Annotated in this window: 18 protein-coding genes and 4 pseudogenes; 17 read left to right on the plus strand and 5 right to left on the minus strand. The window is 68.5% G+C overall.

Annotated features, from left to right (window positions below):
- Nucleotides 1-13 precede the first annotated feature (13 nt).
- The 7 genes and pseudogenes from rpsL to OG390_RS31015 all read left to right on the plus strand — a co-directional run.
- A complete protein-coding gene (gene rpsL / locus OG390_RS30985; protein WP_003948652.1) occupies nt 14-385 on the plus strand; it encodes a 30S ribosomal protein S12 in 372 nt (123 codons plus the stop codon).
- Nucleotides 386-387: 2 nt separating this feature from the next.
- A complete protein-coding gene (gene rpsG, locus OG390_RS30990) occupies nt 388-858 on the plus strand; it encodes a 30S ribosomal protein S7 (protein ID WP_003992340.1) in 471 nt (156 codons plus the stop codon).
- 39 nt (nt 859-897) lie between these two features.
- Nucleotides 898-3,027, plus strand: coding sequence for an elongation factor G (gene fusA, locus OG390_RS30995; RefSeq protein WP_406172721.1), 2,130 nt, complete (start codon nt 898-900; stop codon nt 3,025-3,027).
- Nucleotides 3,028-3,170: 143 nt separating this feature from the next.
- The gene (gene tuf, locus OG390_RS31000) at nt 3,171-4,364 is read left to right on the plus strand and encodes an elongation factor Tu (RefSeq protein ID WP_406172722.1); all 1,194 of its coding nucleotides are present in this window, start codon (nt 3,171-3,173) and stop codon (nt 4,362-4,364) included.
- Between the two features lie 138 nt (nt 4,365-4,502).
- Nucleotides 4,503-4,709: pseudogene (locus tag OG390_RS31005) on the plus strand (glycosyl hydrolase 115 family protein); the annotation flags it as partial.
- A gap of 55 nt (nt 4,710-4,764) precedes the next feature.
- Nucleotides 4,765-4,921 (plus strand): annotated as a pseudogene (locus tag OG390_RS31010) (endo-1,4-beta-xylanase); the annotation flags it as partial.
- A 99-nt stretch (nt 4,922-5,020) separates the two neighbouring features.
- Nucleotides 5,021-5,116, plus strand: a pseudogene (locus OG390_RS31015) (endo-1,4-beta-xylanase); the annotation flags it as partial.
- Between the two features lie 102 nt (nt 5,117-5,218).
- Here OG390_RS31015 and OG390_RS31020 read toward each other — a convergent pair.
- Together OG390_RS31020 and OG390_RS31025 are read right to left on the minus strand one after the other, a co-directional pair.
- Nucleotides 5,219-6,445: a cytochrome P450 gene (locus tag OG390_RS31020; protein ID WP_406172723.1), complete on the minus strand. Its 1,227-nt coding sequence runs from the start codon at nt 6,443-6,445 to the stop codon at nt 5,219-5,221.
- A gap of 70 nt (nt 6,446-6,515) precedes the next feature.
- Nucleotides 6,516-7,112 carry a Uma2 family endonuclease gene (locus OG390_RS31025; RefSeq protein ID WP_406172724.1) on the minus strand — a complete coding sequence of 199 codons (597 nt, stop codon included), beginning with the start codon at nt 7,110-7,112 and terminating at the stop codon, nt 6,516-6,518.
- Nucleotides 7,113-7,356: 244 nt separating this feature from the next.
- Between OG390_RS31025 and OG390_RS31030 the strand changes: the two genes are divergently transcribed.
- The 4 genes from OG390_RS31030 (at nt 7,357) to OG390_RS31045 (ending at nt 11,224) form a co-directional block, all read left to right on the plus strand.
- Nucleotides 7,357-7,692, plus strand: a complete 336-nt coding sequence (locus OG390_RS31030; RefSeq protein WP_406172725.1) for a hypothetical protein — start codon at nt 7,357-7,359, stop codon at nt 7,690-7,692.
- 7 nt (nt 7,693-7,699) lie between these two features.
- Nucleotides 7,700-7,903 (plus strand): hypothetical protein, encoded by a 204-nt coding sequence (locus OG390_RS31035; protein WP_406172726.1) that lies wholly within the window; start codon nt 7,700-7,702, stop codon nt 7,901-7,903.
- 435 nt (nt 7,904-8,338) lie between these two features.
- A complete protein-coding gene (locus OG390_RS31040) occupies nt 8,339-8,842 on the plus strand; it encodes an SMI1/KNR4 family protein (protein ID WP_406172727.1) in 504 nt (167 codons plus the stop codon).
- A gap of 690 nt (nt 8,843-9,532) precedes the next feature.
- Entirely contained in the window at nt 9,533-11,224 is a 1,692-nt protein-coding gene (locus OG390_RS31045; RefSeq protein ID WP_406172728.1) for a PucR family transcriptional regulator, read from the plus strand.
- Between the two features lie 42 nt (nt 11,225-11,266).
- Here the strand turns inward: OG390_RS31045 and OG390_RS31050 are convergent, their stop codons facing one another.
- Complete coding sequence (locus OG390_RS31050) at nt 11,267-12,871, minus strand: alanine/glycine:cation symporter family protein (protein ID WP_406172729.1); 1,605 nt, start codon at nt 12,869-12,871, stop codon at nt 11,267-11,269.
- A 410-nt stretch (nt 12,872-13,281) separates the two neighbouring features.
- Here OG390_RS31050 and OG390_RS31055 point away from each other — a divergent pair, with 410 nt between their 5' ends.
- The 3 genes and pseudogenes from OG390_RS31055 (at nt 13,282) to OG390_RS31065 (ending at nt 16,734) form a co-directional block, all read left to right on the plus strand.
- Nucleotides 13,282-14,523 (plus strand): hypothetical protein, encoded by a 1,242-nt coding sequence (locus tag OG390_RS31055; protein ID WP_406172730.1) that lies wholly within the window; start codon nt 13,282-13,284, stop codon nt 14,521-14,523.
- Nucleotides 14,524-14,626: 103 nt separating this feature from the next.
- Nucleotides 14,627-15,181: a hypothetical protein gene (locus OG390_RS31060; protein WP_406172731.1), complete on the plus strand. Its 555-nt coding sequence runs from the start codon at nt 14,627-14,629 to the stop codon at nt 15,179-15,181.
- A 165-nt stretch (nt 15,182-15,346) separates the two neighbouring features.
- A pseudogene (locus tag OG390_RS31065) lies at nt 15,347-16,734 on the plus strand (IS1380 family transposase).
- Between the two features lie 98 nt (nt 16,735-16,832).
- Here OG390_RS31065 and OG390_RS31070 read toward each other — a convergent pair.
- Both OG390_RS31070 and OG390_RS31075 read right to left on the minus strand, forming a co-directional pair.
- Nucleotides 16,833-17,027: a hypothetical protein gene (locus OG390_RS31070; RefSeq protein WP_406178383.1), complete on the minus strand. Its 195-nt coding sequence runs from the start codon at nt 17,025-17,027 to the stop codon at nt 16,833-16,835.
- 101 nt (nt 17,028-17,128) lie between these two features.
- Nucleotides 17,129-17,509 carry an ATP-binding protein gene (locus tag OG390_RS31075; RefSeq protein ID WP_406177934.1) on the minus strand — a complete coding sequence of 127 codons (381 nt, stop codon included), beginning with the start codon at nt 17,507-17,509 and terminating at the stop codon, nt 17,129-17,131.
- Nucleotides 17,510-17,910: 401 nt separating this feature from the next.
- On the opposite strand from OG390_RS31075, the gene OG390_RS31080 reads away from it, so the two are divergent.
- The 3 genes from OG390_RS31080 (at nt 17,911) to OG390_RS31090 (ending at nt 23,949) form a co-directional block, all read left to right on the plus strand.
- Complete coding sequence (locus OG390_RS31080) at nt 17,911-18,120, plus strand: hypothetical protein (protein ID WP_406172732.1); 210 nt, start codon at nt 17,911-17,913, stop codon at nt 18,118-18,120.
- Nucleotides 18,121-18,866: 746 nt separating this feature from the next.
- On the plus strand, nt 18,867-19,337 hold the full coding sequence (locus tag OG390_RS31085) for a hypothetical protein (RefSeq protein ID WP_406172733.1): 471 nt from the start codon (nt 18,867-18,869) through the stop codon (nt 19,335-19,337).
- A 166-nt stretch (nt 19,338-19,503) separates the two neighbouring features.
- Nucleotides 19,504-23,949, plus strand: a complete 4,446-nt coding sequence (locus tag OG390_RS31090; protein ID WP_406172734.1) for a hypothetical protein — start codon at nt 19,504-19,506, stop codon at nt 23,947-23,949.
- Nucleotides 23,950-24,004 lie beyond the last annotated feature (55 nt).

The raw sequence follows: 24,004 nt of genomic DNA on the forward strand, positions 1-24,004 counted from the left end.
AACCGGAGAAGTAGTGCCTACGATCCAGCAGCTGGTCCGGAAGGGCCGGCAGGACAAGGTCGAGAAGAACAAGACGCCCGCACTCGAGGGTTCGCCCCAGCGGCGCGGCGTCTGCACGCGTGTGTTCACGACCACCCCGAAGAAGCCGAACTCGGCCCTGCGTAAGGTCGCGCGTGTGCGTCTGACCAGCGGGATCGAGGTCACCGCTTACATTCCGGGTGAGGGACACAACCTGCAGGAGCACTCCATCGTGCTCGTGCGCGGCGGCCGTGTGAAGGACCTGCCGGGTGTTCGCTACAAGATCATCCGTGGTTCGCTCGACACCCAGGGTGTCAAGAACCGCAAGCAGGCCCGCAGCCGCTACGGCGCCAAGAAGGAGAAGTAGAAATGCCTCGTAAGGGCCCCGCCCCGAAGCGCCCGGTCATCATCGACCCGGTCTACGGTTCCCCTCTGGTGACCTCCCTCATCAACAAGGTGCTGCTCAACGGCAAGCGCTCCACCGCCGAGCGCATCGTCTACGGCGCCATGGAGGGTCTGCGTGAGAAGACGGGCAACGACCCGATCATCACGCTGAAGCGCGCGCTGGAGAACATCAAGCCGACCCTCGAGGTCAAGTCCCGCCGTGTCGGTGGTGCGACGTACCAGGTTCCGATCGAGGTCAAGCCCGGTCGCGCCAACACGCTCGCGCTGCGCTGGCTCGTCGGTTACTCCCGCGCCCGTCGCGAGAAGACCATGACCGAGCGTCTGCTCAACGAGCTTCTCGACGCCTCCAACGGCCTCGGTGCCGCTGTGAAGAAGCGCGAGGACACCCACAAGATGGCCGAGTCCAACAAGGCCTTCGCGCACTACCGCTGGTAGTCGCAACCCACATCGAGACCGAGAGAAGACTGAAGCCTTATGGCTACCACTTCACTTGACCTGGCCAGGGTCCGCAACATCGGGATCATGGCCCACATCGACGCGGGCAAGACGACCACCACCGAGCGGATCCTCTTCTACACCGGCGTCAGCTACAAGATCGGTGAAGTCCACGACGGCGCTGCCACCATGGACTGGATGGAGCAGGAGCAGGAGCGTGGCATCACGATCACCTCTGCTGCCACCACCTGTCACTGGCCGCTTGAGGACAACGACTACACGATCAACATCATCGACACCCCGGGCCACGTCGACTTCACGGTCGAGGTGGAGCGCTCGCTGCGCGTCCTCGACGGTGCCGTCACGGTGTTCGACGGTGTCGCCGGTGTCGAGCCGCAGTCCGAGACGGTGTGGCGTCAGGCCGACCGTTACGGCGTGCCGCGCATCTGCTTCGTGAACAAGCTGGACCGTACCGGCGCCGAGTTCCACCGCTGCGTGGACATGATCAAGGACCGGCTTGGCGCCGTTCCGATCATCATGCAGCTGCCGATCGGTGCCGAGATGGACTTCAAGGGCGTTGTGGACCTGGTCCGCATGAAGGCGCTCGTGTGGTCCGCCGAGGCGGCCAAGGGCGAGATGTACGACGTCGTCGACATCCCCGCCACGCACGCCGAGGCTGCCGAGGAGTACCGCGGCAAGCTGGTCGAGACCGTCGCGGAGAACGACGACGAGATCATGGAGCTGTTCCTGGAGGGCCAGGAGCCCACCGAGGAGCAGCTGTACGCCGCGATCCGTCGCATCACCATCGCGTCCGGCAAGGGTGACGGCGTCACGGTCACCCCGGTGTTCTGTGGCACCGCGTTCAAGAACAAGGGCGTTCAGCCCCTGCTCGACGCGGTCGTGCGCTACCTGCCGACTCCCCTGGACGTCGAGGCCATCGAGGGCCACGACGTGAAGGACCCGGAGCTGGTCATCAAGCGCAAGCCGTCGGAGGAGGAGCCCCTCTCCGCGCTCGCGTTCAAGATCATGAGCGACCCGCACCTGGGCAAGCTCACCTTCGTCCGGGTCTACTCGGGCCGCCTGGAGTCCGGCACCGCGGTGCTGAACTCCGTCAAGGGCAAGAAGGAGCGCATCGGCAAGATCTACCGCATGCACGCGAACAAGCGTGAGGAGATCGATGCGGTGGGCGCCGGCGACATCGTCGCCGTGATGGGCCTGAAGCAGACCACCACCGGTGAGACGCTTTCGGACGACAAGAACCCGGTCATCCTGGAGTCCATGGACTTCCCGGCGCCGGTCATTCAGGTCGCCATCGAGCCCAAGTCCAAGGGTGACCAGGAGAAGCTGGGTGTCGCCATCCAGCGTCTCGCGGAGGAGGACCCCTCCTTCCAGGTTCACTCGGACGAGGAGACCGGCCAGACCATCATCGGTGGTATGGGCGAGCTGCACCTCGAGGTGCTGGTCGACCGTATGCGCCGTGAGTTCAAGGTCGAGGCCAACGTCGGCAAGCCGCAGGTCGCGTACCGCGAGACGATCCGCAAGGGCGTCGAGCGTCACGACTACACGCACAAGAAGCAGACCGGTGGTACCGGTCAGTTCGCCAAGGTGCAGATCGCGATCGAGCCCATCACCGAGACCGATGGTCCGGCGTACGAGTTCGTGAACAAGGTCACCGGTGGCCGTATCCCGCGGGAGTACATCCCGTCGGTGGACGCCGGTGCGCAGGAGGCCATGCAGTTCGGCATCCTGGCCGGCTACGAGATGACGGGCGTCCGCGTCATTCTTCTCGACGGTGGCTACCACGAGGTCGACTCCTCCGAGCTCGCGTTCAAGATCGCCGGTTCGCAGGCCTTCAAGGAGGCCGCGCGCAAGGCCAGCCCTGTGCTGCTCGAGCCGATGATGGCCGTCGAGGTCACCACGCCCGAGGAGTCGATGGGCGATGTCATCGGCGACCTCAACTCCCGCCGTGGCCAGATCCAGGCCATGGAGGAGCGCAGCGGCGCCCGCGTCGTGAAGGGCCTCGTGCCCCTCTCGGAGATGTTCGGCTACGTCGGCGACCTCCGCAGCAAGACCTCGGGTCGCGCAAGCTACTCGATGCAGTTCGACTCCTACGCCGAGGTTCCCCGGAACGTCGCCGAGGAGATCATCGCGAAGGCCAAGGGCGAGTAACACACCCCGTTTACACGCTTTAGGCTTGACACCGACCGCCGGGGCTCACCCGGCAGGGGAGAACCCCGGCGGGCGGCATCCCAGCAAAGATCACCTGGCGCCGATGAGTAAGGCGTACCAGAACCACTCCACAGGAGGACCCAGTGGCGAAGGCGAAGTTCGAGCGGACTAAGCCGCACGTCAACATCGGCACCATCGGTCACATCGACCACGGTAAGACGACCCTCACGGCCGCCATTACCAAGGTGCTGCACGACGCGTACCCGGACCTGAACGAGGCCTCGGCCTTCGACCAGATCGACAAGGCTCCCGAGGAGCGCCAGCGCGGTATCACGATCTCCATCGCGCACGTCGAGTACCAGACGGAGGGCCGTCACTACGCCCACGTCGACTGCCCGGGTCACGCTGACTACATCAAGAACATGATCACGGGTGCGGCGCAGATGGACGGCGCCATCCTCGTGGTTGCCGCCACCGACGGCCCGATGCCGCAGACCAAGGAGCACGTGCTCCTGGCCCGCCAGGTCGGCGTTCCCTACATCGTTGTCGCCCTGAACAAGGCCGACATGGTGGACGACGAGGAGATCCTGGAGCTCGTCGAGCTCGAGGTCCGTGAGCTCCTCTCCGAGTACGAGTTCCCGGGCGACGACGTTCCGGTCGTCAAGGTCTCGGCGCTCAAGGCGCTCGAGGGCGACAAGGAGTGGGGCCAGTCGGTCCTGGACCTGATGGCCGCCGTCGACGAGGCGATCCCGACCCCCGAGCGTGACGTCGACAAGCCGTTCCTCATGCCCGTCGAGGACGTCTTCACGATCACCGGTCGCGGTACGGTCGTCACCGGCCGTATCGAGCGTGGTGTCCTGAAGGTCAACGAGACCGTCGACATCATCGGCATCAAGCCGGAGAAGACCACCACCACGGTCACCGGCATCGAGATGTTCCGCAAGCTGCTCGACGAGGGCCAGGCCGGTGAGAACGTCGGTCTGCTCCTCCGTGGCATCAAGCGTGAGGACGTCGAGCGCGGCCAGGTCATCATCAAGCCCGGTTCGGTCACGCCGCACACCGAGTTCGAGGCCCAGGCCTACATCCTGTCCAAGGACGAGGGTGGCCGCCACACGCCGTTCTTCAACAACTACCGTCCGCAGTTCTACTTCCGTACGACTGACGTGACCGGTGTTGTGACCCTCCCCGAGGGCACGGAGATGGTCATGCCGGGCGACAACACTGAGATGAAGGTCGAGCTCATCCAGCCCGTCGCCATGGAAGAGGGCCTGAAGTTCGCCATCCGTGAGGGTGGCCGGACCGTGGGCGCCGGCCAGGTCACCAAGATCAACAAGTAGGTCTTGTCGGCTTGATCGCCTGGTAGCTCCTCAGAGCTCCTGAAGGGGCCCGTACGACTTCGGTCGTACGGGCCCTTTTGCTGTATCCGGGGGCATCGCCGCCTCCGGGCGCGCTCCGAAACTATTCGACGCCGACGAAACCGGCACGCCGTGTCCGCCGTGCGCGACAGCAGCGGAGCCGTCGTGACGCCCGGGCATGACCCGTATGGCGGTACGGGGGAGTGGTCGTTCCGGCGCAACGCGGACGCGATCAAGGCGTACTGGCGCGAGGGCATCCGGCGGATGGTCGAGGAGGACTTCGAGGGCGTCGTCACGCTGGGCATGCGAGGGAACGGCGACACGAGCCAAGTGGGAGTCCGTCGAGCCCACGCGCGGGACCTACGACTGGTCGAAGGCGGACGCGTTGGTGCGCTTCGCGCGGGACCACGGCCAGGCGGTACGGGGTCACACACTGCTCCGGCACAACCAGCTGCCGGGCTGGCTGACGACGGGTGTCGCGGACGGATCGATAGACGCGGCCGAGTTGAGGGGCATCCTCCACGACCACATCACCACCGAGGTGAAGCACTTCAAGGGCAGGATCTACCAGTGGGACGTGGTGAACGAGGTCTTCGATCGAGAAGCAGGCGACCCAGGCCACCTACTTCCGCGGCCTGTTGGATGCCTGCCTCGGCTCGCGCAGCTGCATGTCCTTCACCGTGTGGGGCTACACCGACAAGTACTCATGGGTGCCGGGAGTCTTCTCGGGCCAGGGCGCGGCGGCGCTGATGGACAAGAACTTCGTGACGAAGCCGGCGTACGCGGCGGTGCGGGAGGGCCTGGCGTCCGGACGCCGAGTTTTCCGGCACCCGGGTTCACCAGGCGATCGGCAGGGAGATGGGACCGCGGATCATCGTCTGCTGCCGGAAGGGGACCTCCTCGGCGGGCATGGCGAGCCGGAGGTCCGGGCAGCGCTCCAGCAGGGTGTCGATCAGCAGCTCGATCTGCATACGGCAGAGGACGGCGCCGGTGCAGTAGTGCGGTCCGTTGCCGAACGCCATGTGCGCTCCGGCGTCCCGGTCGACGTCGATCCGGTCGGGGTCGGGGAAGACGTCGGGGTCGCGGTTGGCGGCCAGGTAGGAGACGTAGACGGGGTCGCCCGCCCGGATGCGGACGCCCTGGATGACGACGTCCTCCAGGGCGACGCGGGGGAGGCCGACGGCGGCGCGGTGCGGGATGTAGCGGAGCAGTTCGTCGATGGCGGCGGGGCGGCATGCGGGGTCGTTGCGCATGCGGTCCATCAGCTCGGGCCGGGTCATCAGGAGGTAGAACATCTGGCCGCTGTTGTTGGTGAGCGCCTCGCCGCCGATCTGGAGCGGGCCGGCGACGCTGATCGCCTCCTCCTCCTTGAGCTCACCGCTGCGCACCGCACCGCCGAGCAACGACAGGACGTCGTCGCCGTCGCTGTCCTGCCGGTCCCGGATGGCCTGCGCGATCCATCCGAACAGGCCTTTCTTGGCGCGCTCGGAGGCCTCGGCGCCGCCCGCCGTGGAGATGATCTCCCGCGTCCAGTCGTGCACCTTCTGCCGCTCGTCCGCGGGAACGCCCATGACCTCGCAGACGACGGAGATGGGGAGGGGTTCGAGGACCCGCTCCACCAGATCGGCGGGCGGCCCGTCCTGCACCATGGCGTCGACCAGTTCGTCGAGCATCTCCTGGACGCGGGGGCGCAACCGCTTCACCGCGCCCACCGTGTACGCGGTCGAGGCGGCCCGGCGCAGCCGGTTGTGGTCGGGCTGGTCGGCCCAGGCCAGCGCCCCGGGCCTGGGCGCGAAGTGCGGCGCCAGCCGCGTGAACTGCCGCACGGACGCCTCCCTGCGGCTGAACCGCGGATCGTTCGTGATCATCTTCACGTCGTCGTAGCGCGTCGCCAGCCACGCCCACTCCTCCTCCCCGTGCGGCAGCCGGATCCGCGTCAGCGGCCCTTCCTCCATCAGCTCCGCGAGCACCGGGTCGAACTCGGTCCCCTGCACTCCTGCGTCGGGCCAGTCCCGTACGGGGGGAGGGGTCTGCTCGGCGAGAGTGGTGGTGTCTTCTGCCATGGGTCCACCTTCGGGCGCTCCCGGTTCGGTGTCGCGGGGGAGTGCTCCAGACGGATCTTTTCGCTGGGTCTCAGCCCTCCGGGTAGCGCGGCAGGTCCGTGGTCGAGATGGTCCAGTCGGCGATGGTGACGTCCTCGCCGTACACGAAGTCCTTGCGGGTCGCGTAGCGCGGGCCGGTCGGTGTCTCGTGGATGTCCGACAGCACTGCGCCCGAGCCCGTGCGTGGATCGAAGATCACGTACAGCGGGATACCCAGCAGCGGGTAGTCCCGTACTTTGCTCACCCAGTCGTTGTCCGGATTGGACCGGGAGACGACTTCGACGGCGGCGATGAGCGTGCGCGGGTCGAAGGAGCCGTCCCCCTCCATGTCGGCCTCGGCGATCAGCATCACATCGGGGTGACGCATGATGCCCTCGGGTACGTTCTCCACGTCCGGGGTGCCCGTGTGAGCCACGAGGTCCTCCGGCATGACCTTCTCGAGGCGTTTCCGGAGGCGCAGCGCGGTGAGTTCGTGCTGCTTCACGGGCGACATCATGTCGTGGACGATCCCTTCCTTGGTGATCTCGAACTTGCCGGGAAGGGTGTCGTCCATCGACTGAACGAACTCCCGCATCGTCCGGTACAGGTGGTGGGTGTCCCGCCGCGCGTCGTCCGGGGCGATGCTCATGGCGTGCGCTCCTCGTCGTCTCTGCCCAGGGGCAAGGGTCGTCACGTTCATGCTAGGCGGCCTCCATGACGTCGGGGTCGGTGCGGCAGTCGCGGCAGTGGCCCGGTTCAGGGGATCTGAAAGCGCGGTCGCAGGTGTCGCAGGTCTGGAAGGGGTGCGGGCGGGCTGGGGCTGGACGGCAGGGGGGCGGGAGTAGCTCTGTCAGGCGGTGGGCCAGGAGCGCGGCCGGGTGGCGGAGCGGCTCATGGGGGAGGCACGCGGTCAGCGTGCGCTGTACGGCTTCGGGGTCGGCGCCGCGCTCCAGCCAGGTGGCGACGGCCGGGGCCAGACGGCGCACGTCGCGCTCGGCGAGCAGCAGGCGGGAGTCGTGGCGGTGCAGGTCGCCCAGAAGGGCGATGGGCCCGGGCTGACGGCGTGGGCGGCGGACGGCAAGGCGCTTCGGGGCGCGAAGGACCAGGACGGGAAGGCCGTGCGGCTGTTGGCGTTCATGGAGCACGACCGTCAACTGGTGCCCGGGCAGGTGCAGATCAGCCCCGGACGGTCTGCCGTTCCCGCACGTCAGCCAGGTCTTCCTGTGTGAACGCTACGTGAGTGACCTGGACGGGAAGCTGGTGAGCGCGGTAGCGGTCCTGGGCGTCACCAGCGCCAGTGCCGAGCGGGCCGGGGCCGGCGAACTCGCGCGCTTGTGCTCGGGCCAGTGGCAGCTGGAGGTGCTGCACTTCCTACGGGACACGCTCTACGCCGAGGACGCCTCCCGCGTGCGCACCGCTTCAGGCCCGCGCGTGTCATGAAGCAATTTTGGCTGCTTCTCATGCTGGTGATCTGTTCACCTCCGTGCCGGGGCGTGAGCTGGTGGACATTTGTGACGACTTCAGTGGTGAGATGCTGGTTGCCTTGCGATCGTTCCCGAGGGACTGAGTCTTTTGGCGTCGTTGCTTCAGCCTCGATCCACCGCGTGACGGTTGCCCTTTGAAGAGGGAGACGAGAAGAGGTGCCTGCTGACCTGGGATGATGGGAGTTCTCACGCTTCCAACAGGCCCAACCAGCAAGGCACCTGGCCGGAAAATCCCGGTAGTTGAGGGCAGGCGGCGGTCTGCTCCGTGCTCGCGGTGCTGGTTACGGGCTCCGGCTGCCTCGTGCGTTCAGGCGGGGTTGGGGACCAGTCGGTGGTGGAGCCGTCCACCACGGCTCACCCGGACGCGGCATCCCGCACTTGGAGGCACACCATGAGCATCGAGCAGTTGGCCCGTGACGCGGGGCTGACGGTCCCTCGTCGCTACCAGGTGGACTGGGACCGCGCTGAGGCCGCCGTCGGTACGCGCCTGCCGGCGGACTTCAAGGAGCACGTCTACTGGTTCGGCCCGGGGCGCTTCGGTGACTACTTCTTCGTGAGTGTCCCCGGCGTCGAGAACTCGAACATCGAGTTCGTGGCCAATATGCGCACGGAGGGGGAGGATTATCGTTCCTGGAATGCCGGGGACCAGCGGCCACCTGCGACTGTGCCGTTGTTCCCCGGGCCGGGCGGCTGGCTGCCGTTCCTCGTCACCTGGGACGGATGCGCCGAGGCTGGAATCGGGCACGAGGGTACCGCCTCCGTCGGATGCGATGAGGGCATGCGCTTGGCACGTTACGATCCCACGAACGAGCCCTCCGGCACTGTCCCGCCCCGAGCGGTCCGCAGGCAGTGGGGTCCTCGCGGAGAACGTCCCGGAAGCCAGGTGACGTGCTGAGGCTCGAACGACTGGAACAGGCGCTGCCGCCCCTGCGCGACCACCGTGTCCAGGGGGGACGTGGCATCGACTGGGCGTACGTGGCGGCGGAGCGGGGTACCGCACTGCCGGCCGATTTCGTCGAACTGGCCGAGGCGTACCCGCCCTTCGTCCTCGACGACTTCCTGTCGCTGCACATTCCGGAACCGGGCGAGGAGCGCTATTTCGGAAGGGGTGTCCGGGAGACGCTCGGGGAATTGTCGGACCTGCGGGACTCGGGAATGTCCCACGGCCATGTGCCGTATCCGGAACCGGGCGGGCTGATCCCCTGGGGCGACTCGTGCGACGGCGACACGTTCTACTGGCGCACGGCTGGGAGCCATCCGAACTCCTGGACGATCCTCGTCAGCGGGCACAACGACGACTGGTGCGAGTACCGGGGCACACTCACCGAGTACCTCTCCGGTCTCCTGACCGGAACGGTTCCCCCGGACGGCCTCCCCCCCCGGACTTCCCCCGGGCTTCGCCGACGCTCGAATTCGACTGAAGACAGCACGGCGGGGACTGGCCAGCGCCGGTCGGGTTTCGTATGTTCGTCCTGTCAACAAATGGGTACGACCGTGCGTCAGGGCTCGCCTGGGCGCCCAGGTGTTCAGGGGCATTCACGGCAGGCCGTAGGGAAAAGGCCGCGGGGCAGGACGGGTGTTCATCGTGAACGACGCGGCGCCCGCCGGTGCGGGTGTACGACAGCTGCTGCTGGCACTCGGCGAGCCGGTCATCGACCTGGTCGCCGCGCCCGCCGGACTGGACGACGGGATCAGCGACGTCGAGATCAGTGACGTGGCGATCCTGGACGCCGACGAGGAGCCGGAGACGTACCACGCGGACCTGGTCCTGCTCATCGGCGCACGGGGCCGCCGGGCGCTGCGCCTGGCCCGGGCCGCGGCTCACCGGGGCGCGGCCGCGGTGGCGGTCAAGGTGGATCCCGGCGACGACCGCCAGGCCCTGAAGAATCTTGCCGAGGACGCGGGCGTCGTCGTCCTCGGTATCCGCCCCGAGATCCGCTGGGCGCGCCTGGACTCCCTGGTCAGGGAGGTGGTCGCGGACGCCCGCGTGGCCGGGGCGGCTCCGGAGGCCGGTCAGCCGGCCGACCTGTTCGCCCTCGCGGAGACCGTCGCCGCCCTCACCGGCGGCATCGTCAGCATCGAGGACAGCGCCAACCGCGTCCTGGCCTACTCCCGCTCCGACGACGAGGTCGACGAGCTGCGGCGGCGTTCGATCCTGGGCCGGGAGGGCCCCGCCCACTACCTCGCGCTGCTGCGCCAGTGGGGTGTGTACGAGCGGCTGCGGGCCGGTGACGAGGTGGTGCACGTCGAGGAGCGGCCGGAGCGCGGCATCAGACGACGGCTGGCGATCGGCATCCGTGTCGACGAGCAGATGCTCGGCTCGATCTGGGTCCAGGAAGGCCGGGACGAGCTGTCCGACACCGCGGAGAGCGCGCTGATCGGCGCGGCCCGGACCGCGGCCCTGCTGCTCGTACGGCACCGCACAGGCGTGTCCTCGGACCTTCGGCTGGAGGACGCGCTGCTCAGCCGGATGCTCGAAGGGCACATCGACCCGCGCACGCTCGCCGCCCGCATCGGGGCCGACCTGACCAAACCGGCGGCGGTGGTGGGGTTCGCGCTGCGCGACGCCACGACCGGCGCTGACGCCGACCGCCCCGTCTTCGAACTGCGCCGGGCGGCCATGACCAGCCTGGTCTCCGTGCACGCGGCCGCGTTCCGGCGCCGCGCCCTGGTGGCCGGCACCGGTGCCCGGGTGTACATGCTGCTGCCAGGGCTGCCAGGACTGCCGGAGCGGTCCGGCGAGAGCCTCGTCGCCGGACTGGCGCACGACATCGTGCGGGCGGCCGGCCAGCGCCTGCGACTCGACGTGTGCGCGGCCGTCGGCTCGGTGGTCGACGGGCTGGACTCGATCGCCGAGTCGAAGGCCGAGGCCGACCGGGTGCTCGACATCATCGCGGACCGGGCGGAGCGGCGCGTCGCCACCATCGACGACGTCCGCTCGGAGGTGCTCCTCGGCGACACCCTCGCCCTGCTGGAGCAGCATCCGCGCCTGCGGGACCCCCGGATCACCGCGCTCCTCGCCTACGACGCGGAGCACGACACCCCTCTCGTGCCGTCCGTGCTCGCGTACTTCGCCGAGCAGTGCAACATGCGGGCGGCGGCCCGGCTGCTGCACGTGCACACGAACACCCTCCGTTACCGGCTGAGGCGGGCGGAGACGATCAGCGGGATCGACCTCACCGATCCGCACCAGTGCCTGTTCTCGCATCTCCAGCTGCTGCTGGAGACAGGCGCGATGCCCGTGCCGCACGCGTCGCACGTGCAGCACGGGCATTGAGAGCCTGCGCCTGAGCCAAGCCGTACGGCCTGTACGGGCGCGTTACCCGACCTCCTCCACGGCCGCCACCGGCTGCTCCCGCTTCGACCCCACGTCGCCGGAGCGCAGCGCCGCGTGGAAGCGGGCCAGCTCCTGCTTGACGAACGGGGCGAGCAGGTAGAGGCCCACGATGTTGACCAGCGCCAGCAGGAACAGCACCGCGTCGGTGAAGTCGAGCACGCTGCCGAAGGTGAGCACCGCGCCGATCACGATGAACAGGCAGAAGATCAGCTGGTAGACGCGCTCACTGGTGCGGGTCTTGCCGAACAGGTGGGTCCACGCCTTCTGGCCGTAGTACGACCAGGTGATCATGGTCGAGACGGCGAAGAGCACGACGGCCACGGTGAGCACCTTCGGGAACCACGGGAGCACGGTCTCGAAGGCCGAGGAGGTGACCGTGACGCCGTCCGCCTTGGTGCCGTCCGCCGCGTACTGCGCCTTGGCGTCGTTCCAGAACCCGCTGTCGGCGATGACGATCGTCAGCGCGGTCATGGTGCAGATGACGACGGTGTCGATGAACGGCCCGATCAGCGCGACCAGGCCCTCGGTCACCGGGTACCGGGTCTTCACCGCGGAGTGCGCGATGGGCGCGGAGCCCAGGCCGGCCTCGTTGGAGAAGGCGGCGCGGGTGAAACCGACGATCAGCGCGCCGACGACACCGCCGACGACTCCCTCACCGGTGAACGCCTCGTGGAAGATCGAGCCGAACGCCGCCGGAACCGCCGTGGCGTTGGCCAGGATGACGATCAGGCAGGCGCCGACGTAGATGATGGCCATGGCCGGCACCAGACGGCCGGCCACCTTGCCGATCGACTTGATGCCTCCGAGGATCACGGCGCCGACGACGACCGCCAGGATGATCCCCATGATCAGGGCGGATCCGCTGCCGCCGAGCGCGCCGTCGTCGCCGCCGGTGATGTTGCGGATCTGGGTGACGGTCTGGTTGGCCTGGAACATGTTGCCGCCGCCGATGCCGAACAGCAGGATCATGACAGCGGCGAGCGCGGCCATGACCTTGCCGAGGATCCGGCCGCCCGAACCGGGCAGCCGCTCCGCGAGCCCCTTGCTCAGGTACTTCATGGGACCGCCGGAGAAGGACCCGTCCGCGTGCTGGTCGCGGTAGCGCACACCGAGCGTGCACTCCACGAACTTCGACGCCATGCCGAGCAGCCCGCACAGCACCATCCAGAACGTGGCACCGGCCCCGCCGATGGTGATCGCCACGCCGACGCCCGCGATGTTGCCGAGGCCGACCGTGCCCGACAGCGCCGAGGACAGCGCCTGGAAGTGGGTGATCTCGCCCGGGTCGTCGTCCCTGCTGTAGCGGCCGCGCAGCAGGTTCAGGGACAGCTTGATGCTGCGGAACTGAATGAACCCGAAATAGAGGGTGAAGACCGCACCGGCGACCACCAGCCAGGCGACGATCCACGGGAAGGTGATCCCGAAGACGGTGACGTCGGCGAACACGAAGTTGCCGAGCCCCTTGGCGAGCGGCTCGAACAGAGAATTGATCTTGTCTTCCGTCTGCCCGAGGACGCCCTCTTCCGCGCCCTGCGCCTGGAAGCGGACGCTGCTGAGGACAGACTGCAGCGCTTGAACCTGCGCCATGGGGTGATCCTTTCCGCCGACCCGCCGACCTGGCGACGCACCGGTGCCGACCGGGCCCGAACTGGGGGACTGTGCTGCCGGGAACCCGTTTGCGAAAACCCATTGGGTTTCGGCAAACCGTAGGGGGTGGCGGTCGGCCCGGTTCTCGTACAAGTGGACAAAGAACCGGCTGGTACGCCGTCGATGTGACACCTGGGCACGCGTCTCGCCGCGAAGGCGACTCGGACCGGTACCGGTTCGATCACGGCATTCGCACCGCCCTTGTGCAGCGCTTGTGCACAGTGGACACACCGTCTAGGAATGATCACGCGCGGGCGTCCGGGCCGTGTCCACCGGAGCTCGCCGACCCGGGGGAGGACCGTGGCCGGGCGCGGGCGCCGTGTCCTGCACCGTCCGACGAGAGTGAGCCCGTGAGCACCGTCCCGCCTCCCGAACAGCCCGACGAGACGTCCTCCATATCCGACGATCAGTGGGAGACGTTCCTCCGTGAGACCGCGGAGGGCGGCGGTGCTCCCGCACCGAAGGAGCCATCGGCGCGGGCCCGGATGGTGACCCGGCGGCTGCGGGAGGCGGACGCGGCGGAGTCCAACGGCCGTGACCGCCGCCGGTGGCGACCGCGTGTCCGGCGGCGCAAGGAGGCGCCGGCCCCGCAGCCCTGGACCCCGGCCGGCTGGCACACCGGACCCGCGTGGCGGGAGATCAACGGCAGCGCACGCCGCCGACGCCGGGTGTGGTCGGCCCTCGGTGTGGTGCTGGCCGTGGCGGTCGCCGTGGTCGCCGTACGTCCCTCGCTGCTGCTGGACCGCCTCCCCGGCCACGACTCGGCGGCCTCCGGTCCCGCGGCCTCCCCGTCACCGCTGCCCGCCGAGACGGCTTCGCCCTCCGGCGCCCCCGGCGATGTCGCCCAGGCCGCGGCACCGACGCGCGACCACCCGTTCCTCGGATCACCGGCCCAGGCGTGGGCCGAGGGCGCGGACGCCATCGAACTGCCGCACGCCAAGGCCATCGGCGGGATGAGCAAGGACGACGTGGCGCTCGCGCTGCGCCGCACCAAGGAGTACCTGGTCGCCACCAACCTGGACCCGGCCGTCCTGCGCGGCGGGCAGCCCACCCGGGCGCTGGCCGTCCTCGACCCGAAGGGGCCGGACGTGTCGGCGCGGCTGCGGCGGTCGCTGCGCGATCCGGACCGCGAGCACGACCCCGTGGACGTCGTCACCCGTTTCAACCCGGACGAGGTGCGCCTGACCGGCAAGGTGATCAAGGTGCGCGGCCGCATGACGTTCACCGCCGGGCGGCCCGGTGAGGTGCAGGTGCACGCGGACTACACCTTCGTCTACCCGCTGGTGCAGGCCCACGGTGCCGGCGACCACGTGGAGCGCACCATCGTCCGCCGCGAGGTGACCATGGTCCTGGCCGACCCGCGCAGGTGGTCCGCCACCCAGGGCAAGCTCTTCCTCAAGACCTACAACGCCGAGTACTCCAACATCCGATGCGGGATCTACGACGGCTACCTCCAGCCATACTTCCTCAGCGACACCCCCAGCGGCGCGCCGGCCACCGGCCCCGCCGAGGACCCCTACGACCGCAGCCGGCCCCTCCCGGACCCCCGGAAGGGCCAGGACGATGCCTGCGGGACGGTCACCCGTACCTGACACAAGAGGACGGTCACCCGTACTTGACACAAGAGGACGGTCACCCGTACTTGACACAAGGTGACGGTCACCCGTACCTGACACAAGAGAGGGACGAGTACCTGTGAGTGAGAGACAAGCCGCCGGAACGCAGGGCACCGACGAGGCGCGCGTCGAGCTGCTGCACACGGCGACGGTCGACCAGTTCCGGGAGGCGCTACGGGCCCATGCGAAGGTCTCGCCCGCCGCGCGGCGGCAGCGGTGGACGGTGATCGTGGCCGCCCTGGTGATCGCAGCGTCGGGTGTGCGGCTGAGGCCGGGCGGTGGCACCGTGCATCCGCTCTGGCCACTGACGGCGGCGGTCTTCCTGTTCCTCGTCTTCGTCGTCTCCCCCAGGCTGCGGGCTCGGCAGGCCCACCAGGTGAGCGCTGCCAAGGGCGGCGGCGGCCGCCGGATCGCCGTCGACGGGACGGGGGTGTCCGTCGAGACGGCCCACACCTTCACCCGGTTCGCCTGGCCCGCGATGTCCCGGTACGTCGAGACGCGCACGCTGTTCGTCCTGCTGACCGCCGACAAGAGTGAATCCTGCCTGGTCTTCCTCCCCAAGCAGAGCGCGGACGGCGTGGACGAGTCCGCACGGCTGCGCGGACTCCTCGGAGCCCACCTCACCCGGGGCTGATGGGAAAGGGAGCAGCCCTTTTCCGCCGAGCCTCAGTCCTCTGAGCCTGGATCCACCGCGTGATACTCGGTCTGTGGGCGACGAAAAGAGAAGAGGTGCCTGCTGACCTGGGATCATGGGAGTTCCTACGCCCACACCAGTCCCACGAAGCAAGGCACCTCGTAAGTGAAAGTCTCCCACAGGCCCGCGGAGCTCTTCGCCGCGTTCGACGACCCGGACCTGATCGCGCACGCCGGGCTGGTCCCGACGATCCGGCTGGCCGAGCGGTGCGGTCTGCCCCGGCTGGTGGCCGAGAAGGTCCACCTGACCGGTGCGAAGAACGGTGCCGGTACGGCAGCCGACGCGAAAGCCATGTCGATCGTGGGCGGCATGGTCGCCGGGGCGGACAGCATCGACGACCTGGACATACTGCGCCACGGCGGGCTGCCGCGCCTGTTCGGCGGAGTGCGGGCGCCGTCCACGCTGGGCAGTTTCCTGCGCGCCTTCACCTGGGGGCATGTGCCCAACTGGAGTCCGCCGCACGGGCGTTCACCTGCCGCCTGGCCGCGCACACCGGCATGGTCCCGCAGCGGGACGAGGTGGTGTTCGTGGACATCGACTCCAAGGTCAAACAGGTCTACGGCCCCGCCAAGCAGGGCGCCTCGTTCGGCTACACCAAGCAGCGCGGCCTGCACTTCCAGATCGTCACCGTGAAGACCGGCACCTGCGCACCCGTGATCGTGGCCACCAGGCTGCGCAAGGGCTCGGCAGGCTCCGGCAAGGGCGCGGCCAGTCTGCTGCGCGAGGCCCTGGCCACGGTCCGGGCCATGGGCATCACCGCACACATCGTCGTCCGTGCGGACTCGGCGTACTTCTCCCACAAGGTCGTCGATGCGTGCCGCAAGGCTGGCGCAGCCTTCTCCCTGGCCGTCGCGGTCAAGAAGACCATCCGCGAGGCCATCGTGCAGATCCCCGAGGATGCCTGGACGCCGATCAAGTACGCCAGCGCCGTCTGGGACGCCGAGGAGGAACGCTGGATCTCCGACGCCGAGATCACCGAGATCCCCTTCACCGCGTTCACCAGCAAGAAGAAGGCGTTCCACACCACTGCCCGGCTGATCGTGCGCCGCGTGAAACGGCTGAACCCCAAGAGCGTGCCCGCCGGCCAGGCCGAGCTGTTCGGCGTCTGGCGCCACCACGTGATCTTCACCGACAGCCCCTTCGTCCTGGCTCAGGCCGAGCCGATGCACCGCGAACACGCCGTCATCGAGCAGGTCTTCGCCGACCTGGAAGACTCCGCACTCGCCCACCTGCCCTCGGGGAAGTTCACCGCGAACGCGGCCTGGCTGACCCTGGCCGCCACCGCCTACAACCTCACCCGCGCGAGCGGCCACCTCGCCTCCGCCTTCCATGCCAAGGCGAGGACCGGCACCATCCGCCGCCACCTGATCAACATCCCCGCCCGGATCGCCACCCGAGCCCGCCGCGTCACCCTCCACCTGCCCGAACGCTGGCGCTGGGCCGACGACTTCACCGACCTGTGGACAGCCACCGGCCAGCGCATGCTCACCTGAACCACACGCTCGACCTGACCGCCCACGACCTGGAAGAACCTCGGAGACCCCGCACCGGACGGCCACCCGGCCCATCGTGCTGCCCGCACCCCGAAAGATCACCCCGAGCCCGCCCGATACCGAAGATCAGAATTCACGCGGTGGATCCAGGCTGAGTAGCGCGGCAGGTCCGCGGTCGAGATCGTCCAGTCGGCGATGGTGACGTCCTCGCCGTACACGAAGTCCTTGCGGTTGTCGCGGCGAGCACATGCCCGACAACCGGCGCTGAATCCAGCCGAGTTGGTGATCGCCACTCGTACGGGTGACGGGCGGCGACGGGCAGGTTGGTGGGGTTGGGCGGGGGATTTCCCTCGGGGATCTAAAGACTTGGTGTCGCGCCCGGCCGCGTCCCCGCTCACCGTGATGTGACGGACCGCGATCCGGCCGGTACGAGAGCCGGCTCGGCCCAGACGGTCTTGCGCGGTGCGGGCCCCGGAGCCACGCCCCAACGGTCCGCGAGGGCCTCCACGAGGAGCAGACCGCGACCGGACTCGGCGTCGGGCGCTGTCGCACCGGCCCGAGGGAGTTGGTCACCCCGGGTGTCGCTCACCTTGATGCGGAGGGTTTCGCCGACGACGTACAGCGTGAGCCGGAAGTCCCGGCCGGGCACGCGGCCGTGGGTCGCCGCGTTGGCCGCCGGCTCGGCCACGAGGTGCTCCGGCGGGTGCAAAGGGAGTCCCCAGGCGCGGAGTTGCTCGGCGGCGAGCAGCCGGTTCAGTATCCGGGGCGGAGTGATGCCCCGGCTTCAAAGAATCCGCACAATGAATGTGCAACCACGGCACGGTGCGCGATGAACCCGTACAAGGCATGCCGGGTGGTGCCTCAGTCGCGCGGAGTGCACCCTTTCGGATCGTGGTGGCAATGCCGGTCACGTTCCGATGCCGCGCAGAATGTGGAGAAGCCTCCCCAAGGTCGTGTGCATGCCTGCACGGATCGGCAGCCGGTGCGTTCAACCGCCTGGGTGGGGGCGCCCGTTGAGTGGATGACCGGCGTGCTCCGTGCTTTGATCCTGTCCGTCGCAGAGGTTGTGCACAGGCTCCCGGGAACGGGCGCCGCACGCCTGCGGTCGCGGCCCGCCATCTGTCCCCAGCGGGACGCTCCCCCCTTGTGGAACCCCATACGAAGGGCAGCTTCATCATGAACTCCGCTCCCCAGGTTCAGACCGTTGAGATCTCCGACGCCGAGTTGGACAGCGTCTCCGGCGGCCTGCACCCGCACGTCAACGTCGTCGCCGGTCCCACGGCGATCAGCGACTCGGATGTCCTGGCTCAGGCCGATGCGGTCAAGGACCAGTTCATGGGCGCTGTCGGCCAGTTCCACCAGGTCGGCGTCAGCGTGTCCCTCTGATCGGCGGCCTGACTGCCCGTCAGTAGACCTCTTCCGACCTGACGAGTGGTTGGGGTGCCGGCGGACGCGGACGGTACGGAACGGCGAAGCTCCTGGCGGCAACGGTCTTCACCAAGATCACCCGCGTTTGCCAGGAGCTTCGTGTGTTTGCCCACCCGGGCGCGCCAGGCCGGCGTGGAGTTCGTGACGCACGCCTCCGGGAGCGGACTTCTCAACTCGTCGTGTTCCACCTGCGGTTGACGCCTCGCGTGGGGCACGCTCCTGTCCGGCGGCATGGCGATCCGCGCGCAGCGGCAGGCCTCGAAGCGTCCTGCTGAGGCGAGTTGAACACCCGTGCAGGCAGAGAAGCGGGCTCCCGTCTGCGGGTTACGGCACCTTGATCTCGTACACCACCTGGCGGGACGTCATCGTCCGGCGCCGGTACCCGCCCTTGGGCTGCGCCGCTGTGTGCTCGAACAGGCTTGCCGTGCGCACTCGCAGGGGTGACGCATGTCATGTTATGCGTCGATCGTTGCGGAACGTGACTGTTCAAAAAGGGGTACACCCGAGGGTTCCGGGCGAAACCCGAAGGGGACGAGGCATGCTCGCTACTTTCAGGCTTCCTTCCCGGCGACCACCGGGACCCCATGCGTTGCCTGTGAAGAATCCGAGTGGCTAAAGTTCCGTCGTCTTCACTCGAACGGGGGTCCGACCTCCCCCGCGAGTCTGGAGACACATCGACAACACGACAATTTCAGGGGGGACTTGTGTCTTCGTTCGTCAGGAACCTGACACGTCTGGCCGTGGCGGCCTCGGCGGTCGCGGCGATGGGCATCGCCGCGCCGGCCACGGCATCCGCCGCTTCCGCGACCGTCTGCGGCAGCGGGTACGAATTCACTGACGCCAAGCCGCTGCCCAGCAAGGACAAGCGCTACGGCACGCTCTTCTTCTACATGAAGGGCGACAGTGCCTGCGCGATCCTCGACAACAACACGGCCGGCGGCGCCAACTACATGGACCTGCGGATCTGGCCGGGGGACAACAAGTCGGCCGGTGACCGCGACCACGGCTCCTTCTCCCAGTACGCGGGCCCGGTGTACAGCAGCACCCTCGCGAGTGGAGGCCGCTGCGTCGGTATCTCCGCGCTGATGAAGAACGAGGCCGGGACCTCGAACCTCATCAACTGGCAGGGCGGCTACGTCTTCTACGTCGGGAGCAGCTCGTCGGAGTGCGCCTGACCTCGGCTGATCGGACACACCACCGGACAGGCCCGGCATACCTCGTGCGGTATGCCGGGCCTTTCCTGCTTCGAGGGGCGCCCCTTCGCGGGGCGCGGTAGATCTCAGCACACAAGAAAACCGGGGAACTTCTCTCTTGAGACTCAGACGAAAACTTCACATATCCATGGCCGCCACAGTGGCGTGTACCGCGCTGACCGGCGGTCTACTCCAAGCCGCTCCGGCCTCCGCCGCACCCGACAAGGCCACCGGCTCCGGCCACACCGCCCGGCCGGCAGGGGCGGCGTCGTCGGCTCCGACGTCGAGCCGGGTCCCGGACCCGGGCAAGAAGCTCGGCAAGGGCTGGAAGAAGTCCAAGGACCGGGCCGTCACGGCCGCCGCCGACGCCGACGGTCTGCACGTGCTCGTCGCCGACTCGAGCAAGGCGTACGCGTGGAAGACCGCCGCGATCCTCGCCGAGCCCGGCATGCCGGCCGACTCCTGGATCGGTAACCAGTGCCTGATGGACCGTGACCACGCCGCCGTCGTCTACGCGCCGCGCGCGTTCACGAACAAGCCCGACCTGTACCAGGGCGGGGCGTTCACGGCGATCGTCGACACCACCACGGGCACGGTCACCAAGCTCGGGTTCACCGCGTCGCTGGCGTACTTCGACCCCACCTGCAACTCCACCGCCCACACCGCCGCCTTCACCGCCTACCGGGGCATGAACAACCCGGCCGAGCTGAAGACCCGCGTGGTCACCGTGAACACGGCGGGCAAGCAGCTGTCCCAGGCGTCGGTGAAGGGCGAGGTCACCTCGGCCGCGCCGGTCACGGGCGGCGTGGTCGGCGCGCTCGGCCGCGACCTGGTGCGCGTCGGCCACTCGGGGAAGACGAAGAAGGTGGCGCGCGCCGACGCGGTCGCCTTCGACATCCGACCGCTCGACGCCCAGGGCAAGAACATCGCCTTCGTCGAGCGCGGCACCAAGAAGCACACGGCGAAGATCTGGCACGGGCACGGCAAGCCGGCCACGGTCGCCTCCGCCCGGCCCGGCGAACTCGACCTCGTCCCCGGCGGGCCGGGGAAGGCGTTCCTGACCGGCGAGCCGACCGGTGACGTGCACGCGAAGGGCACGGGGATCACCCGGCTCGCGGCGCCCGCCGACACCGACGTCTCCACGCAGGGGCGGCTCGCCGTCGACCCCGTGCTCACCCCGGGGATGAAGGCCGGACTGGCCCGCATCAAGAGCGCCGGGCGCGGCTTCACCAAGTCGGCGCAGCCGAAGGCCTCGGCAGGGTCCACCGGGCCCGCCACGTCGCCGGAGCAGGCGGCGAAGACGGAGCCGACCACGATCACCTCCACGGCCACCACCACGGGCACCGCGGTGACGCAGAAGGTGGCGCCGCAGCCGGCGGCGGGCGCCGAGAAGGCCTCCCCCGCCCTGGGCGGCGGCACCAAGCCGGTCACCGAGGCGCCGCCGCAGGGCGTGCACACCCAGATGGAGCGCACCGCCCTCGCTGCCACCGCCACCGGTGGCAGCGACCCGGCCCACGACCCGACCGACTCGGGCCGCTGGTGCTCCATCTCCCGCAACGACGTCAACGCCCAGGCGCTGCAGCCGACCCCGAACCAGGTCGAGTGGGCCGTGGACATGGCGGTACACGGTGACCTGACCGCTGGCTGGCTCCGGCAGGGCGGATACCGGGACCAGGCCGGTCTCGGGACCGTCGACCCGCAGGGACTCTTCCCCCGTCCGAAGCTGAACGGCGATGGCCGGATCCCCGCCAACGTCCTCCTGGGCATCCTCGCCCAGGAATCCAACCTCTGGCAGGCCGAATCCGGCGCGGTCCCCGGCCAGATGGGCAACCCGCTCGCCGCCGTGGACGGCTACTACGGCCACCAGGCCGGCGGATCGACCGCCGACTACTGGAAGATCCACTGGGACAAGTCCGACTGCGGCTACGGGGTGGGCCAGGTCACCGACGGCATGCGCCTCGCCGGCCATGAGAAGGACAATGAGACCTCGCTGTCCCCGGCGAAGCAGAAGATCGTCGCCGTGGACTACGCGACCAACGTCGCCGCGTCCATGAAGATCCTCGCCGACAAGTGGAACGAGGTGCACACCGACGGTCAGACGGTCACCGTCAACAACGACGACCCGGCGAAGGTGGAGAACTGGTTCACCGCCGTCTGGAACTACAACCTCGGCTTCAACGCCCCCGGCGCCCCCGGCCCGTGGGGTCTGGGCTGGTACAACAACCCGGCCAACCCGGTCTACAAGAACGACAAGCCGTTCATGGACACCACCGTCGACTCCGATGCCAACCACGACGCGGCGCACCCGCAGGACTGGCCGTACGAGGAGAAGGTGATGGGCTGGGCCGCCTGGTCCATCGACACCGGCTTCTCCTACGGCACCGACGGCCGCCAGGACTGGCAGGGTGAGTCCGGGTTCTCCTCGGCGGGCTTCCGGCCCGCCTGGTGGGTCTCCGACCTCCAGCGCTCCCTGGTCTCACCGCCGAAGAGCACCTTCTGCAACATCCACAACGGCTGCGACCCGGCCGACCCGCCGCACTGCCCCGACGCCGACTGCTACTCCCAGTACTGGTGGAACCAGTCGAACGCGACGTGGAAGGACGACTGCGACACCACCTGCGGCAACGAGAACATCAAGTACGCGACGCTCAGGGCCGAGCCCGGACGCGGCTACCGGCTGAAGAACGGCACCCCCGTGTGCAGCGGGGCGCCGTCGAACTCCACCGTCGTCGCCTCCGTACCGAACGGCACACCCACCTGGAGCGACTGCGGCCCCGTCCAGTCCAAGGGAACCTTCCGCTTCACGTTCGCCCCCGACAGCGACGGGCGGTACGAGGCGAAGGCGGACCTGCACCAGATCGGCGGCGGCTACGGCGGTCACTTCTGGTACACCCACACCCGCAACGCCGCACATCTGGGCGGCAACACCTCCGGCCCCCTGACGATCAGGGGCACGTGGATCCCCAACGGCGACTTCGATCTGGCCCAGGTCTGGGTGCACGTCCCCGACACCGGGGCGCAGACGAAGCGGGCGCACTACGAGATCGGCGGTGCCGTCGGCGGCCCGTACGACCGGTACGTGGACCAGGACGGCCACAACAACAAGTGGGTCTCTCTGGGCGCCTACAAGTTCGACGGCACCCCGAGTGTGACCTTGTCGAACTTCACGCCCACCGGGAGTGCGGACCATGACATCGCCTTCGGGGCCGTCGCCTTCCAGCCGGTGAAGGGCACGTTCGTCCACCGCACCCTGACGGCGGTCTCGGTCTTCGACCCGAACCAGGAACTCAACTCCAACTGGCCCGTCACCGACCTCAATACCCCCATCCGGTCGATGAAGTCGCTCCACGACTGGGCGGTCGAGTTGTCGCACGGCACGGACGGCGGACCGCTGTGGGACGGCGCCGCCAGCAACTCCGTGTCGTCGGAGGGGCTCACGGGGTGGGAAAGGTGCGCGGACCGAGTGACGGAGACGTGCACGGGCAAGAAGACCTACGACGCGGCCGAGCAGTGGTACCAGGACGTCAAACAGGGCGGGTACAAGCCGACTGCTGACGGATCGGTGCCCGCGATGTCCATTCCGATGTGGATGGGCATGTCCAACACGCGCCCGAACCCGTCGGAGGCGCCCTCCCAGGCGTATCAGGACGCGAACAGCTACAAGATCAAGAGTGATGTCGGCGTGACGTTCGTGAAGGACGACACGGGACACGTCATCGAGGGCAGCGAAGGCGCGAACTACCAGGTCGAGATCGGCAACGCCCACCTGCCGGCCTTCGTCACCCAGCTGATCAAGGGGATCTCGGCGGACTACGGCATTGCCGCCCCCGACCTGACCTACACCACCCCTGACGCCCTGGAATACGGACACACCTACACCGCCGACCCCCTCCAGGACGGGGACACGCCGGGGCAGGCCTACTTCCCGCACTTCCGGGGCGCGCGCCTGAACTCCGACAAGACGTGCGTGGACATTCGCGCCGTGGGCGGCGGCGTCCATGGATACCGCGCCATGATCGGCCAAAAGTCCATCAACGACAACGTCAAGGCATGGCTCGACAAAATCAATTCCAGCCCTGACACCAACTATGCGGTGCGCCGTGCGGCGGGTGACATCTACTCGATGTTCTTCCACAACTCCGGTGACTGGAACAACAACATGTGGGGCACCATGATCGGCAACGCTCCGCCGATCTGGCACGACATCGCCGCCGGCTTCTGTGCCGACGGCGGCGTGAAGCCGACGCACGAGGAGGAGAGCAAGGACGCCGCGCCGAACAACGGCATCGTGTTCCAGAGCTACATGCCCGACCTCTACGTCTACGTCGACGGGAAGATGACCGACAACCTCGGCCGTCCGTCCAGCAGGAGGGTAAGCGGAGGGGACTGGAAGAATTTCTCCAACTTCCCCGCCACTGCTCCCAACGGCAACGCGTTCGGAAGCTGTGACGCCGCCAACCGGGGAAGCGGGGGCAACCCGTGGAGCGTGGCACCGCCCGTCCCGGTCCTCGGCGACGGCCCGGGGAACCGGCCGTCGAGTGTCGTCCACTGCGACGAGCCGGCGACCAAGTTCACGACCAACATGACGTCGTGACGCCGTGACGTCGGATGATTGAATGACCGGGGGTCGAGCGACGGCTCGGCCCCCG

Origin of the sequence: Streptomyces sp. NBC_00996 (assembly GCF_045162675.1) — a bacterium.
Taxonomy (GTDB): domain Bacteria; phylum Actinomycetota; class Actinomycetes; order Streptomycetales; family Streptomycetaceae; genus Streptomyces.

Coding starts and splice junctions, on each gene's coding strand:
- rpsG (WP_003992340.1), top strand. CDS start 388: ATGCCTCGTAAGGGCCCCGCCCCGAAGCGCCCGGTCATCATCGACCCG.
- fusA (WP_406172721.1), top strand. CDS start 898: ATGGCTACCACTTCACTTGACCTGGCCAGGGTCCGCAACATCGGGATC.
- OG390_RS31020 (WP_406172723.1), bottom strand. CDS start 6,445: ATGGCAGAAGACACCACCACTCTCGCCGAGCAGACCCCTCCCCCCGTA.
- OG390_RS31025 (WP_406172724.1), bottom strand. CDS start 7,112: ATGAGCATCGCCCCGGACGACGCGCGGCGGGACACCCACCACCTGTAC.
- OG390_RS31030 (WP_406172725.1), top strand. CDS start 7,357: ATGGGGGAGGCACGCGGTCAGCGTGCGCTGTACGGCTTCGGGGTCGGC.
- OG390_RS31040 (WP_406172727.1), top strand. CDS start 8,339: ATGAGCATCGAGCAGTTGGCCCGTGACGCGGGGCTGACGGTCCCTCGT.
- OG390_RS31050 (WP_406172729.1), bottom strand. CDS start 12,871: ATGGCGCAGGTTCAAGCGCTGCAGTCTGTCCTCAGCAGCGTCCGCTTC.
- OG390_RS31080 (WP_406172732.1), top strand. CDS start 17,911: ATGAACTCCGCTCCCCAGGTTCAGACCGTTGAGATCTCCGACGCCGAG.
- OG390_RS31090 (WP_406172734.1), top strand. CDS start 19,504: ATGGCCGCCACAGTGGCGTGTACCGCGCTGACCGGCGGTCTACTCCAA.